The organism is Enterobacter cloacae complex sp. P13B, assembly GCF_014895915.1.
GTDB classification, from domain to species: domain Bacteria; phylum Pseudomonadota; class Gammaproteobacteria; order Enterobacterales; family Enterobacteriaceae; genus Enterobacter; species Enterobacter bugandensis.
The window spans coordinates 38,352-53,169 of the sequence record NZ_JADBQN010000003.1 but is presented as its reverse complement, the minus strand read 5'-3'; the positions used below and the strand labels follow the sequence as shown (position 1 = coordinate 53,169).

The following is a 14,818-nucleotide window of genomic DNA, read 5'->3' as shown; positions in this document are numbered from 1 at the left end:
AATCCGGCCCCCGCAACCAACACTTCTGAAAACAATAAACACCCTTAAGGGTGTTTTTTTGTATCTGCCGTTTGTGAATTTGCCGGGCATTTCACCCGGCTAAAAACCTACCCGCGCCGCGCCAGCGTCGCCCCGTCTGAGAAATACGCCCGTATCCCCGCCAGAATCGACTCCGCCACCTCCTGCTGGAACTTTGCCGTCTTGAGCTTACGCTCTTCTTCAACGTTACTGATAAACGCGGTTTCTACCAGAATGGACGGGATATCCGGTGCCTTCAGCACCGCAAACCCGGCCTGCTCAACGCTGTTTTTGTGCAGCTTATTGATGTTCCCCAGCTTGCCCAGCACCGCTTTACCAAACTTCAGGCTGTCGTTAATAGTCAGGGACTGCACCATGTCGAACATGGTGTGGTCGACGTAGCGGTCGCCACTTTTGCTCACGCCACCGATCAGGTCCGAGGCGTTCTGGGTGTCCGCAAGGTATCGCGCCGCGGTACTGGTCGCGCCCTTGGTTGAGAGCGCAAACACCGACGAGCCGCTCGGCTGGCGGCTGGTAAAGGCATCCGCATGGATCGAGACGAACAGATCGGCACGCTGCTTCTGCGCTTTCGCCACCCTCACCTTCAGCGGGATAAAGACATCCTCATTGCGCGTCATGTAGGCGCGCATATTGCCCTCTTTATCAATTAACGCCTTCAGACGACGGGCAATTTGCAGCACCACGTCTTTTTCACGCGTATGGTATTTCCCCACCGCACCGGAGTCTTCGCCGCCGTGGCCGGGATCGAGCATGATCACAATCGGACGATCGCGCCCTGCTTTCCCCGGCTGCGGGCCGCTTTGCGCAGGCGGCACCTGACGCTGAAGATCGCCTTTGTTGTAATCCTCCAGCAGGGCGAGAAGCGGATCCTGAATATCCGTCGCATTCGCCGGGTAAAGATCCATCACCAGACGCTCTTTAAACGTCGCGACGGGCGCCAGGGCGAACAGCTGCGGCTTAACGTTCTGCTTAAGCTCAAACACCATGCGCACGGTTTGCGGATCAAACTGACCGACGCGCGCCGATTTAATAAACGGATCGTCACCGCGGATCTGCGCCGCCATGCCTTTCAGCACGGAGTTGAGGTTCACCCCTTCGAGATCCACCACCACGCGTTCAGGGTTGCTGAGGGCAAATTGCTTATATTTCAGCACGCGATTGGATTCAACCGTCACGCGCGTATAGGTCGACGACGGCCAGACGCGCACCGCCACCACCTGACTCGTGGCGGCAAGACCGACCTGACTGACGCTAAGCAACCACATTGCCCCGGCCCCTTTTAACAAACGGCGGCGGCTTATTGCTGAATTGGATCCCGACATGCTTCTCCCGAGCAAGAAAACAAACTGATATACAAAAGTGCAGATTGACCGAAAACTTTAACGAATGACGCATAAACTGTCATCTATAAAAGGGTAAACAATCATACGTTAACGCACGGATTACTTATTAATTTCTGTAGGTCGCAAAAAATTTGCACTTGCACACGCGCCCACAATCGAATAAAAATACATAAATTACGAATAAACATTCATTAAGGGTTGTGCCATGGTGAAGGAACGTAGAACCGAACTGGTCCAGGGATTCCGCCATTCTGTTCCCTATATCAACGCCCACCGGGGAAAAACGTTTGTCATCATGCTGGGCGGCGAAGCCATTGAGCATGAAAATTTTTCCAGCATCGTCAATGACATTGGCCTGCTGCACAGCCTCGGGATCCGCCTGGTGGTGGTCTATGGCGCGCGCCCGCAGATCGACGCCAACCTGGCCGCTCACCACCACGAGCCGATTTACCACAAACATACCCGCGTCACGGATGCCAAAACCCTGGAGCTGGTGAAGCAGGCGGCGGGTCTGCTGCAGCTGGATATCACCGCTCGCCTGTCGATGAGCCTGAACAACACGCCGCTACAGGGCGCGCATATCAACGTCGTGAGCGGCAACTTTATCATTGCCCAGCCACTCGGCGTGGACGATGGCGTGGATTACTGCCACAGCGGCCGCATTCGTCGTATTGATGAAGAGGCCATTCACCGTCAGCTCGACAGCGGTGCCATTGTCCTGATGGGGCCGGTGGCGGTTTCCGTAACCGGTGAAAGCTTTAACCTGACGTCCGAAGAAATTGCCACCCAGCTGGCGATCAAGCTGAAGGCGGAAAAAATGATTGGGTTTTGCTCCTCCCAGGGCGTCGTAAACGATGAAGGGGTGATTGTGCCGGAACTCTTCCCGAATGAAGCGCAGGCCCGCGTTGAAGCGCTGGAAGCCGAAGGGGATTACCACTCCGGCACCGTCCGCTTCCTCCGTGGCGCCGTGAAGGCCTGCCGCAGCGGCGTGCGCCGTAGTCACCTGATCAGCTATCAGGAAGACGGAGCTCTGCTGCAGGAGCTGTTCTCCCGCGACGGTATTGGCACCCAGATTGTGATGGAAAGTGCGGAGCAGATTCGCCGCGCGACCATCAACGATATCGGCGGCATTCTGGAGCTGATCCGTCCGCTGGAACAGCAGGGTATTCTGGTTCGTCGCTCCCGCGAGCAGTTGGAGATGGAGATCGACAAATTCACCATTATCCAGCGCGATAACCTGACCATTGCCTGCGCCGCCCTCTATCCGTTCCCGGAAGAGAAAATCGGAGAAATGGCCTGCGTGGCGGTGCACCCGGATTACCGCAGCTCTTCACGCGGCGAAATGCTGCTTGAGCGCGTGGCGGCACAGGCGCGTCAGATGGGACTGAGCAAGCTGTTCGTCCTGACGACGCGCAGCATTCACTGGTTCCAGGAACGCGGGTTCACGCCGGTGGATATTGATTCTCTGCCGGAAACGAAGAAAGAGATGTACAACTATCAGCGCCGTTCGAAAGTACTGATGGCCGACCTGGGGTAATCCTTTCTTTGCCGGCGTCGTTCAGAGAGAGTCAAATATCGCGCCCAGCCCGCTTCGGCGTTCCGTGCGGGTGGCAATCGCCTGCACCAGCACCCGTTCATCGGTATACAGCGACAGGCGCTGACGCGCGCGCGTAATGGCGGTATAGATCAGCTCGCGGGTAACGACGGGGGAAAGCTGTGTGGGCAGGATAAGTGCCGCATGGTTAAACTCAGAACCCTGGGATTTATGCACCGTCATCGCCCAGGCAGTTTCATGCTCGGGCAAACGGCTCGGCTGGAAGGACTTCACGCTACCGTCCGGCATCTGGAACCAGACGCGGAGCCCCTGCCCGCGATCGAGCGCAATCCCGATATCCCCGTTAAACAACCCCAGCGCGCTGTCGTTGCGGGAGATCATCACCGGCCGGCCTTCATACCAGCGCGAGTGCGGAGTACGGTTGATTTTACGCTTTTGCGCCAGCAGCTGTTCCAGCCTGTCGTTCAGGCCGCTGACGCCAAAGGGCCCTTCCCTCAACGCGCAGAGCAGCTGGTATTCGCCAAACGCAGCAATGACCTGCTCCGGGGTGCTTTGCTGCTGTACGCCCGTCAGAAAACGTTGGTACCCCAGCAGGGCGTCATCCAGCATCGCCTGATACTCTTCCCCGGTTTGCAGCGATTTTTTCTCAATATCGGTAAAGGTACCGTCAAATACCGCACTGGTAGCGTGCCGGTCGCCCCGGTTCACCGCCGCCGCAAGCTGGCCAATGCCGGAGTCGCTGCCAAAACGGTAGCTTTTTTGCAGCAGACACAGGCTGTCGCGCAGCGCCCCCGCAAGTAAATGGTTTTCAGCCGCGAGCGAACATCCGGTCAGGCGCGCCAGCTCCTCAGCGCGTTCAGCGGTATACCCCAGGCTGGCATAGGTGCAGATATCGCCCAGCACGGCCCCGGCCTCCACGGAGGCAAGCTGATCGCGGTCGCCGAGGAAAATGACGCGCGCGTGCGGCGGCAATGCATCAATCAAACGCGACATCATCGTCAGGTCAATCATCGATGCTTCATCCACCACCAGCACGTCCAGATGCAGCGGGTTACCGGCATGGTAGCGCAGACGCTGGCTACCCGGCTGCGCGCCGAGCAAGCGGTGCAGCGTGCTGGCTTCGTTAGGGAAAAGCGCAAGCCGCTCCCCGGTAAGCGGCAGTTTTTGCAGCGCGCCGCCTAACGACTCCGTCAGACGTGCAGCCGCTTTACCGGTGGGTGCCGCCAGGCGGATACGACACTTTTGCTCACCCGATAACTGAATCAGCGCGGCAAGCAGCTTAGCCACGGTGGTCGTTTTACCGGTGCCCGGCCCGCCCGAAATCACCGATATCCGCCGCGTTAACGCCACTGCTGCCGCCACTTTCTGCCAGTCTGTCTCGTCGTCAGAGGTAAACAGCGTATCCAGCGTTTGCCGGAGCAGTGCTTCATCGCACGGGAGCGGAGCATTGGTCTCGCTGAAGAAGCGCGCCACCGTCAGTTCGTTACGCCACAGCCGGTTCAGATACAAACGTTCGCCCGTCAAAATCATTGGCGTACCGGTATCGGCGCTGCTGACGGCGGGAGAGCGGAGTAATATTTCTTGCCAGTCCACTGCCTCACCCAGAAGCGCGAAACACGCCTGTAAAGCCTGCGGCATTTTCTCATCCACCACCAGACGTGAAAGCGGCAGACAGACATGCCCTTCTCCCGCATCTTTACTCAGGATCGCCGCGGCAAGCATGACGGCAGGCTCTTCGCCCGCCACCATCATGGCAAATTGTACGTCCAGGTGGCGAAGTGCACGTTGTTCAATTGCGTCCAGCAGTAGCGCCTGCATCGTCATGCTACTTCCTCCGTGCTTGCAGCAAACAGGTTATCCATCTTTTCAATCAACTCCACAGCCGGGCGGGTGCTGAAGATACCCGAACGCGGGTCGTTAGCATCCACGCCGCGCAGAAACAGGTAAATGACGCCGCCAAAATGATCTTCATAGCGATAATCGGCCATGCGATGGCGCAGGTAACGGTGCAGCGCCAGGGTGTAAAGCTGATACTGCAGATCGTAGCGATGCATTTGCATCGCTGAGGCCATCGCCTGCTGGGTATAGGCTTCACTGTTTGCCCCCAGCCAGTTCGATTTGTAATCCAGCAGGTAGTAGCGCCCTTCGTGGCGGAAAACCAGGTCGATAAAGCCTTTCAGCATCCCCTGCACCTGGCGAAAATTCAGCGGCGGACACCCGGCGGATAACGGATCGTACTCGCGGATCAGCGCATCAAGCGCCTCGGCCCTGAGCGGGCTGGCGATGGGGAGGTAAAACTCCATCTCCACCTGCTTATCTTTGGCGGTCAGCTGGCTCAGCGAGATCCCCTGCGCCGTGAGCGGCGCGTGCAGAACAGCGCGGATCCATTCAGTGAGAACCGGCTGCCACTGTGCGTCGTAGCCGCCGCTCTGTAACATCTTCAGCACCCACTCTTCTGATACCGGCTGGGTAAAATCCAGCTCTTCAAACAGGCTGTGCAAAAACGTGCCCGGCGAGGCGCCGCGCGGAAACTGATGCGGCGTGAGCGCCGGCTCGACGGGCACGCTCCCGGCCCCTGCGGCATCCACGTCCAGTTTTGGCATCAGATCCTGCGCAATACTCTGTCCGTGCTGCTGTAAACCGGAGTAACTGGTGACGCGCCAGTCGTCAGCGATTGTGCGAGCCACCTCGCGGGCATGCAGCGCTGACTCTCCCTGCTCTGGCGTCTGCCAGCGGCTGCTGTCGGGCTGGGAGGGAATATGCAGGGCAACATGCTCTGAGCAAAGTGATTCGATGCACTGGCGCAGCCCTGCGGCATCTTTAGGCTCGCCGCGCTGAATAAGCCGCCCCAGCGCGCTCAGATGAAAATCACTCTCTCCGCTCTTTTCGCCACGGCGCCTGAACAGCGGCGCGACGCCCAGGGAACAGTGCCAGACCGAACGGGTCAGCGCCACATATAGCAGGCGCAGGTCTTCCGCGAGACGCTCGGCTTCGGCCAGCTCGACGCTGGACTCCGCGTTGCTGAGGTCGAGTACCGCTTCGAACGACTCGCGATCGTGGTAAAAAGCCTGGTCCTGCACGCGATAATTGGCGATAAACGGCAGCCAGACCAGCGGATACTCCAGGCCTTTCGACTTGTGAATGGTGACGATCTGCACCAGATGTTTATCGCTCTCGAGGCGCATCTGCTGGCTGGAGGAATTGCTGTTAGGGTCGGCAATCTGCTGGGCCAGCCAGCGCACCAGAGCATGCTCGCTCTCCAGCTGCGTACCCGCTTCCTGGAGCAGCTCGCTGATATGCAAAATATCGGTCAGACGGCGCTCGCCGCCCGCTGTCGCCAGCATGTTTTCCGCAATGTGACGATGTGCCATGAGCTCGCGCACCATCGCCATCACGCCGCGCTTCTGCCATTTTTCACGGTAGCGCACAAACTCTTCTACCACGGCATCCCACGCGGATTCGTCAGTATTAAGCGCATCAATGTCACGCGCGTTCAGCCCGAGCATCGCGCTCGCTAAGGCGCTGCGGAGCGTGCTTTCACGCTCCGGGGCCAGCACAGCCTGCAGCAGCCATAGCATCTCGAGGGCTTCCAGCGTTTCAAAAACGCTGTCGCGGTTGGAGAGGTAGACGGACGGTATATTCAGTAGCGTCAGGGCGTCGCGGATAAGCGCGGCCTCCTGACGGCTGCGCACCAGCACCGTGATATCAGATGCCTTTACCGGGGCTGGTTTATCCTCCTTCCACAGCAACGCATCGCCGCGCGCGCCTGCGCTGAGCCAGTCCCTAATTTGCGCCGCACAGTGCTGGGCCATAGCATTTTGATAGTCCGCGACGCCCCAGCCTTCCCCATCAAGTAGCCAGAAGTTCATGGCTGGCTGAGTTTCGCCATTAACCTCGAAGCGCAACGCGGTATTTTTAGGGGCGAACTTGACCGGCTGGAAAGGGATCTCCCGGAACATAAACGCCGTATCCATGCGGCTGAAGAGCGCATTGACGCTTTCCACCATGCCGGGAGAAGAGCGCCAGTTGGTGTCGAGCGTGTAGTGCGCGTCAACCTCGCTGCGGGCTTTCATGTAGGTGAAAATATCCGCACCGCGGAAGGCGTAAATGGCCTGCTTAGGATCGCCGATTAACAACAGCGCGGTGCCGGGCTGCTGGCGCCAGATACGGCGGAAAATGCGGTACTGCTGTGGGTCGGTGTCCTGAAATTCGTCAATCATTGCCACCGGGAAGCGTGTGCGAATCGCAGCGGCAAGCGCTTCGCCATTTTCACTGCACAGCGCCGCATCAAGTCGGCTCAGCATATCGTCGAACCCCAGTTCGCCCCGGCGACGCTTTTCACGCGCGACGGCGTCGCGGATCTCCGTCATGGCGCGAGTGATCATAAGATCGTTGAGCGTCAGGGGCTCAGCCAGCAGGGTTTCAATCGCCAGAAACAGGGGATGTTCAGGCACGATGCCGTCGGCTTTGGTCCGCTCAACCAGGAAACGCCGGGAGAATTTCTCCAGCGCATCCGGGAGCTGGTAACCGCGCGTCTCTTCCTGCGACCACGCGCTGATTTTCTCGATCCATTTGCCCTGGTTGCCGCGATTGAACTTACGTCGATCGATCCCGGAATTCTCGATGATGGCGTCAATCTCACCGACTGACTCAATCCATTTTTGTTTGATGTCGGCAATTTTAGCGATGATTTTTTCATGGCGTGAGGCCAGGGTTTCATCCGCCGGGGGCGGAGATTTGATGACCGGCGCTTCCCCCTGAAGATAACGATCGATGGCGCGCAGCAGTGCTTCGGGCCCCTTCCACAACGCATGTACCGCTTCCGCAATATCCCGCTGTAACGGATAGCAGTGGCGACGCCAGAAATCCGCGCAGGCCTGATAGCGAAGCACGGATTCATCTTCAATAAGCTGTTGCTCAAACAGCATGCCGGATTCAAACGCATTCAGGCTCAGCATGCGCTGGCAAAAACCGTGAATGGTGAAGACGGACGCTTCGTCCATCTGCCTTTCTGCGAGGAGCAGCCACTGGGCTGCCTGTTGCTTATCGGCAATCTCTTCCAGAAGGCTCGCGTAAAGAGGGTTATCCGTGCTCTGGCGCAGACAGGCGATGCGCAGTTCGTGGATATTGGTCCGAATACGGCCGCGCAGCTCAGCGGTGGCAGCCTCGGTAAAGGTAACAACCAGTAGCTCTTCAACGCTCAAAGGACGAGGAAAAGCGGCGTTACCGCCAAGCCCTAACAGCAGGCGCAGATAGAGCGCGGCGATGGTGAAGGTTTTTCCCGTTCCCGCTGAGGCTTCAATCAATCGTTCACCCTGCAGAGGTAAACGTAAGGGATCAAGGGACTCAGCGGTATCGGTCATTCTTTCTTACTCCAGGGCATAGATTGCTGCAACGCGCTGACGCTCTTCCAGACTTTCCAGCCTTTCGGGTTCACATAGTCCGTTTTCCCGTTCTGGCTACCGGAAACCTGAGACAGGATAGTGATGCCCTGCGGCTTAATCACGGCCTGATGGAAGAAATCGGCAGCCTTCTGCGGCGTCAGCTGTTTTATCTCGGCCACTACTTTATCACGCGAATCAAATTTCAGATTACCGCGATCGAAATCTTTGCTCAGCTGTGACGCCTCTTCGCCCAGCGTCTGCGGCGGCTGCATCACCTGCGCGATGACGGCCTGCTGGATCTGAGCAAACTCTTCCGGCTTCATGGCCCGCAGTTTTGCTTCCACCTGCGGGAAGAACGCCTGATAGCGGCGCCAGAGATAGGCCGGCTGTTTGTCGCTGCTTTGCAGCAGGAAGCCCAGCCCCCATTGACGCCCCACGTTCATTGAGAAAGCAAATACCGCATAGCCAAGCTGCTCTTCTGTGCGCAGCTGGTTATAGAACCACGGCTGAATAATCTGACCCAGAACGGCGCTCTGCGCAGAGCTTGCGAATTCATCATAGCCCGTTGGCACAAACACCGCGGCCAGCGCGGAATCGGTGCTGCTCCCCGCTTTTTCAAAGATCACATTCTGTTTTTTCTCAACCAGCACGTCCTGGTTACGGCACCACTCGTCCCCTTTCGAACCGAGCTGCGTGCGAACATTTTCTGCCAGCGTTTTGGCCTGATCTTCGCTCATGTTGCCGACGATAAGAAACTCCGGGCGCGTGTTGGTTTTTAGCGAGTCACGGTAAGCCAGCACCTCTTTTAATGAGATTGATGGCAGCAAGGCACGGCGTTCTTCACGCTGGAAATAAGGTATTTGCGACAGCATTTGTGCCGGCATAAGCGCCTGATCGTAAGCTTTGCCCTTTTCTGCAGAATCCATCATCTGCGCATACCAGGATTTAGCCTGCTCAAGCTGCTCTTCCGTTGGCGTGTAGCTGAAGTAACCCTCGAGCAGTGCCTTGAAAAGCTGAGGCAGACGCTGAGTATAGCCATTTGCATTAAGCATCAAACCGTTGTTGGCATTGGTGGAGAAACTGATCCCGCCCACGGCCGCCTGGTTGCTGAGCTGATCGAGCGCGATACCGGCCAGATAGTCATTGAGCGCGAACATCACCTGATTTTTGGCGCTGTTCATCGCTTTCGGGTTACGCAGGACCACGCTGACATCGGCCTTTGGCTCGCTCGCAAAATAACGGCTTGGGGTATACACCACGCGCAGCGTCGGTTCATCAATAATGAGCTCCGGGTGCGGATAATCCTTAGTCGTTTTGATCAGCGAGAAATCATCCGGGATATAGGGGTTCAGCTCCGGCAGCTTCAACGCAATCTCACCGGCCTTCTTCTGCCAGTCGGCGAAGGTCTGGTCACTGATTTTGTCTACCTGATAAGGGGCATCAACAAAGTATGCCGTCTTGTTATGCGGTTCGTTCGGGCTGATGTACCAGATGCGGGCATTTTGCGGCGTCATCATCGCCAGGCGTGCTTTAACCGCCTCGGCATCATAACGATCGGCAATATTGACCGCGTCGAGCGTATGCGCCACCGGCACGCGGATCATGGTATCCGCCAGCCACTCCACGTAATCCATATCGCGGGTAATGGACGGGTAACGGAAATCGAGATCCAGCACGTGCGCGAGTTCATCAAAATAGCGCTTATCGACGCCTTTCTCGCGCAGTAAAGAGAGGTAGCTAAAGATAGCCGCCACCACTTCATCACGGTTGGCCTGACCTTTGTCGGTCAGGGTGGCGGAGATCGCCAGCACGCCGCTGTTGCCGTTTACCACGGGATCGGAATCGGCGCGGATCCCTTCGACCAGCCCCTGTTTTTGCAGCCAGTCAGATAAGGTTCCCGGGCTGCGGTTACCAATCAGGTAGGTCACCAGCTCGTCGGTTTTACTGCGAAACTGGGCTGTGTTGTTATCAATGCGGAACTCAACGCGCAGCACTTTGCGGGGCATGGCAGGAACGTAGTGGATGACGATCCCTTTTTGCGCGTCCGTGACAACCGGTACGTCTATCTTCGGCAGGTCAATATTTTTATTCGGCACCCGGCCAAACGTTTGTGCAGCCAGTCCGGCAAGCTCCGGCAACGGTTTGTTGCTGTAAATAACCGCCTTCATCAGGTTGGCGGAGTAGTATTTGTCACGAAACGCATGCAGGGCGTCAATGACCGGGCTTCCCGGTTTATCGCTCAGCGTCTCCAGGTTACCGCCCGAGAAACGTGAGCCCGGATGCGCCGGGTTGATGGTCTCGGCGCTGACCTGCGCCATACGCATACCGTCCCGGGTACGGGCCATGGTCAACTCCGCATTGACGGCATTGCGCTCGCGGTCGGCGTATTTTTTATCCAGCAGCGGCGCGGCGATAGCATCGGCAAGACGATCAACCGCCCCTGCCAGCGCGTCATTTTCGACTTCGAGATAAAAGGCCGTGCGGTACGGTGCCGTGCTGGCGTTGTGGCTGCCGCCGTGCATTTTCAGGAATTCAGAAAGGCTATCCGGCTGCGGATATTTTTTAGAGCCCATCAGCGTCATGTGTTCGAGGTAATGCGCCAGCCCCGGATGCGCCTCAGGATCTTCCAGCGATCCAACCGGCACCACTAACGCCGAGAGGGATTTCACCGCCTGCGGATCGGAAACCAGCAGCACGGTCATACCGTTATCAAGGCGGATAGCCTGATACTGTCGGGTATCTTTTTCGCTCTTACGGATAGTTTCCTGAACGGGTTGCCAACCGGAGTCTGCCTGAGTGACGGGAGCCCAAAGGGCGACAAACAAAACAAATGCTTTGAACAAGGTGCTGCCTGGCATTACGACCTCTTTATCACGGCTATCCCGTCATACTTCAAGTTGCATGTGCGTCGGCTGCATGCGTTCACCCCAGTCACTTACTCATGTAAGCTCCCGGAGATTCACGCCCTTGCCGCCTTCCTGCAACTCGAATTATTTAGGGCAAACATCATTAACAAACTGCGTGCTGGACACGCCAACATCTCTTTATTTAGGTACATCAGTCCGTGATAAGAAGTGCATCATAAATGAACACCCCATGCTGCGCAATTTTTATACAGCGCTCAGGACTGATTAAACTTAAACAACGGTAACAGGTAGCGCTGTGCCTCTTCCTTAATAGCCTCAAAGTATTCTGGTTCAAGCGTTCGCCATAAACGTTGATACCAGACATCCTCACCTTCACCGCGCACCATCATGTTTCCTTCATAGGCCTGCATAAATTTACTGCGCGCTTTCTGCAGCGAAGCCTCATCCGTTAACATCGCATCATTCTGCGCGTCATAACAGGCTTTTATCCACGCACCGCCACTTTCGGGCAGTAACAGGAGGGGTTTGTTCATTCCCTGAAGATAGCCCTCAATATACAAGGACAGATAGCGTAACGCCTGTTCTGCCTCCATAGGTGGGAAGCGCCATTCGCCCTCTTTGCGCACGAAGATCCGGCTTTCACCTTTATTCCCACCCGCACTGTAGACAAGATGTTCCAGCCAGAGTTGCAATCCTTGTGAAACGCTGAGCAGAGAAGGCCGCCAGCGCAGTAGCCCATCTGGCTGAACCTGGGTTAGCCAGCCCGTGAGCTGTATGCCCTTGCAGCTGAGATCGATTTCGATGCTGTGTCCGGGCTGGCGGTGCTCCCTGACGCGCTCCGCCAGAGCGGTCATCTCCTGGCACTGCGCCTCCCAGACGATTTCCCCAAACGCACCGTAAGGTAGTTGTCCTGCGGCACGGTAGCGGCGGTAAAGTTTGTCTGCATCTTCCTCTTCAACCAGCGCATTAAGCAGCTGGAGGTTTAGCTGATAGCGCTCCAGCCCTTCCAGAGTAAAGGGTTCTGCATCAGGAATTTCGCTCTCTTCAGAGCGGAAGTTGACCTGTAATCGCTGCTGGAAGAAGGCGCGCACCGGATGCGCCCAAAACCGCTGAAGCTGTTCGAAAGTCAGAGTATTAATGGGCAGCGGATCAAGCGGCTGAATAAAATCCGTATGGGCTCTCCCCTCTTTTTTCGCTGCTGGCAGCCATTCGCGGGCATAGCTCTGCTGTTCGCTGACAATATAGTTTACCGGGTCAAACGGCATGCGGCTGTGGATACAGGTAATGTGCGCCTTCACCCGCTGCTCGCTTTCATCGCAGTTAAGCGCCTCATCCCCAGCCAGATAGTGGCTCTGGCCGATATAGTCCACAAGTTCCTGCACCAGAACGGAGGGGAAGCGCTCGCTGTTGTCCTGAATGGAACGACCGATATAGCTGATGTAGAGCTTACTTTGAGCGGAGATGAGCGCTTCAAGGAAGAGATAGCGGTCATCATCACGACGGCTACGGTCACCCCGCTTTGGATCTGCGTTCATCAAATCGAACCCCAGCGGTGCCAGGGCCCGAGGATAAATACCGTCGTTCATGCCGAGCAGGCAGACCACCTTAAAGGGAATTGAGCGCATTGGCATCAGGGTACAGATATTGATGGGGCCTGCCAGGAAACGCTGGCTGATTCGCTCCTGGTCAAGGCGCTGCGTCAACTCATCTCTCAGCAGCGACAAAGGAATCGCTTCGCGATAGTGGGAATTCACGCCCTCGTCAACGATAGCCTGCCACTGCGTTTCAATGAGCGCCATCGCCGCTTCGGTGTCGTTGTCTGGCAGGAAGAAATCATTAAGTAACGCCCTGCACACCGGGAGCCACTCTTCAAGCGGACGCGGCTGCATTAGCTCACGGCGCCAGCGGTTAAGCTGCATCAGCAGAGAAGCTAAATGCCCTACCAGGTCAGCAATCAAACCGCTGGACTCATCGTAAGGCAGCACTTCGTTCCACTCGCCCTGGCTGCTCTCCATGGCGTAGCCCAGCAGCATACGCGTCAGGCCAAACCGCCAGGTATGCTGGCCGGTTGGGGGAAGCTCGAACTCCTGGACGTTATCGTCATCGATGCCCCAGCGAACGCCTGATTCGTTTACCCACTGGCGAAGATAGCGCAGCCCTTCTTCATTGATGTTGAAGCGGGCTGCCAGCACGGGAACATCCAGTAACGCCAGAACGTCTTCGGAGATAAACCGGCTATCCGGCAGTGAAAGCAGGGTGATAAATGCCTGCAATGCCGGGTGAGACTGACGGGCACGACGGTCAGAGATGGCGTAAGGCAGATATCGCTCACCCGTCGCACTGCCGAAGACGGCCTGAATAAAGGGACTGTAGCTGTCGATGTCCGCCACCATCACCACGATATCGCGCGGCGTCAGTTCAGGGTCGTCCTGCAGCATCGCCAGCAGCCGATCGTGAAGCACTTCGACCTCACGCTGCGGGCTATGACAAACATGGATCGTGATACTGCGATCCTCAGCGTCCAGCTTCCGCTTGCTGTCGCTGCGCTCAAACTCTTTCGCCGTCACGCCCATGACGGCGCGGTTCTCCAGATCCAGAATATCTAACTGAATATTATGCAGCAGACTATCCGGGGCGATCTCGACAAAGGCGTCAACGTCACCTTCGCCTGATGACGTAATATCGGAGAGCATGTGAATGTAATCACGCCCCAGCTTCCCCCATGAGGCAAGCAGTGGATTGGGCAGGTTCTGGATGCCGTCTTCATCAAAAAGCTGCCCGGCAGTCGAGCCGTCTTTAAACAGCGGGACGGATCGTTCTTCAAAAAGGCGCTTTCGCTGGCGAGTCACCAGCCGCGCAAGCCAACGTTCGTCGAGGATATCCCCCCAATACTGTCGGCAAGGGTTGGTGAACAAAATATGAATATCGATATGTTTACCCAGCGCATTCAACGCTTTCAGATAAACAGGCGGTAATGCGGATATCCCACAGATAAAAACGCGTGACGGCAGTCGGGCTGGACGCGCCGACGCATTCTCGAGTATTGAGATAAACCGATCGTACAGGTTGGCACGGTGCCACTTAGGTTGCCCAAGTTTCTCCGTATGCTCGACCAGCGCTTTCCAAAGCGGTGCCTGCCATATTTGCGCCTCCGGTAACCCTTCAACCAGTTCGCCCGCTTCCCAGCGAATTAACCAGTCAGAACGGTAAACAAGGTATTGGTCGTAGAGATCGGCGGTGCGCGACGCCAGCTGGAACAGCTTGCGCTTATCGGTATCGTCATTAAGGTAGTGGCGCAGCATGGCGAATTCATCGTGCTGGAGCATTTCCGGCAGCAGCGCCATCAGCTTCCAGCTCATGCCCTGCTTGTTGAAGGCGCTCTGCTCAGGGATGTCCGGTAACACGCGAACAAACATCTCCCAGATAAAGCTCGCGGGCAGCGGGAAATCAATATTCGCGGCAATGCCAAACTTACGGGAAAGCGACATTTGCAGCCACTGTGCCATACCGGTGCTCTGCACCAGCACCATTTCAGGCTCAAAAGGATCGTCGAGCCGCTCGCGCTCAACGATAAATTCCATCAGTGCTTCCAGCACATCCAGACGATTTGAGTGGTAGACCCTTAACATA

At 56.8% G+C, this 14,818-nt stretch carries 6 protein-coding genes; 1 reads left to right on the top strand and 5 read right to left on the bottom strand.

Annotated elements, in window-relative coordinates:
• Window positions 1-107: 107 nt before the first annotated feature.
• Complete coding sequence (gene amiC / locus IM273_RS01350; protein WP_014885071.1) at window positions 108-1,361, bottom strand: N-acetylmuramoyl-L-alanine amidase AmiC; 1,254 nt, start codon at window positions 1,359-1,361, stop codon at window positions 108-110.
• Window positions 1,362-1,587: 226 nt separating this feature from the next.
• Between amiC and argA the strand changes: the two genes are divergently transcribed.
• On the top strand, window positions 1,588-2,919 hold the full coding sequence (gene argA / locus IM273_RS01345; protein WP_014885072.1) for an amino-acid N-acetyltransferase: 1,332 nt from the start codon (window positions 1,588-1,590) through the stop codon (window positions 2,917-2,919).
• 21 nt (window positions 2,920-2,940) lie between these two features.
• On the opposite strand, the gene recD is transcribed toward argA, so the two are convergent.
• The 4 genes from recD to recC all read right to left on the bottom strand — a co-directional run bounded on the left by recD (window position 2,941) and on the right by recC (window position 14,817).
• Window positions 2,941-4,761 carry an exodeoxyribonuclease V subunit alpha gene (gene recD, locus IM273_RS01340; protein ID WP_193050593.1) on the bottom strand — a complete coding sequence of 607 codons (1,821 nt, stop codon included), beginning with the start codon at window positions 4,759-4,761 and terminating at the stop codon, window positions 2,941-2,943.
• Window positions 4,758-8,300, bottom strand: a complete 3,543-nt coding sequence (gene recB / locus IM273_RS01335) for an exodeoxyribonuclease V subunit beta (protein WP_193050595.1) — start codon at window positions 8,298-8,300, stop codon at window positions 4,758-4,760. The genes recD and recB overlap by 4 nt, the downstream gene beginning before the upstream one ends.
• Window positions 8,297-11,179, bottom strand: coding sequence for a pitrilysin (gene ptrA, locus IM273_RS01330; RefSeq protein WP_063155105.1), 2,883 nt, complete (start codon window positions 11,177-11,179; stop codon window positions 8,297-8,299). The genes recB and ptrA overlap by 4 nt, the downstream gene beginning before the upstream one ends.
• A 263-nt stretch (window positions 11,180-11,442) precedes the next feature.
• Window positions 11,443-14,817, bottom strand: a complete 3,375-nt coding sequence (gene recC / locus IM273_RS01325; protein ID WP_059358094.1) for an exodeoxyribonuclease V subunit gamma — start codon at window positions 14,815-14,817, stop codon at window positions 11,443-11,445.
• Window position 14,818 lies beyond the last annotated feature (1 nt).

What these genes read in the sequence shown, in the direction of transcription:
- amiC (WP_014885071.1), bottom strand. Translation starts at nt 1,361, where the DNA reads ATGTCGGGATCCAATTCAGCAATAAGCCGCCGCCGTTTGTTAAAAGGG.
- argA (WP_014885072.1), top strand. Translation starts at nt 1,588, where the DNA reads ATGGTGAAGGAACGTAGAACCGAACTGGTCCAGGGATTCCGCCATTCT.
- recD (WP_193050593.1), bottom strand. Translation starts at nt 4,761, where the DNA reads ATGACGATGCAGGCGCTACTGCTGGACGCAATTGAACAACGTGCACTT.
- recB (WP_193050595.1), bottom strand. Translation starts at nt 8,300, where the DNA reads ATGACCGATACCGCTGAGTCCCTTGATCCCTTACGTTTACCTCTGCAG.
- ptrA (WP_063155105.1), bottom strand. Translation starts at nt 11,179, where the DNA reads ATGCCAGGCAGCACCTTGTTCAAAGCATTTGTTTTGTTTGTCGCCCTT.
- recC (WP_059358094.1), bottom strand. Translation starts at nt 14,817, where the DNA reads ATGTTAAGGGTCTACCACTCAAATCGTCTGGATGTGCTGGAAGCACTG.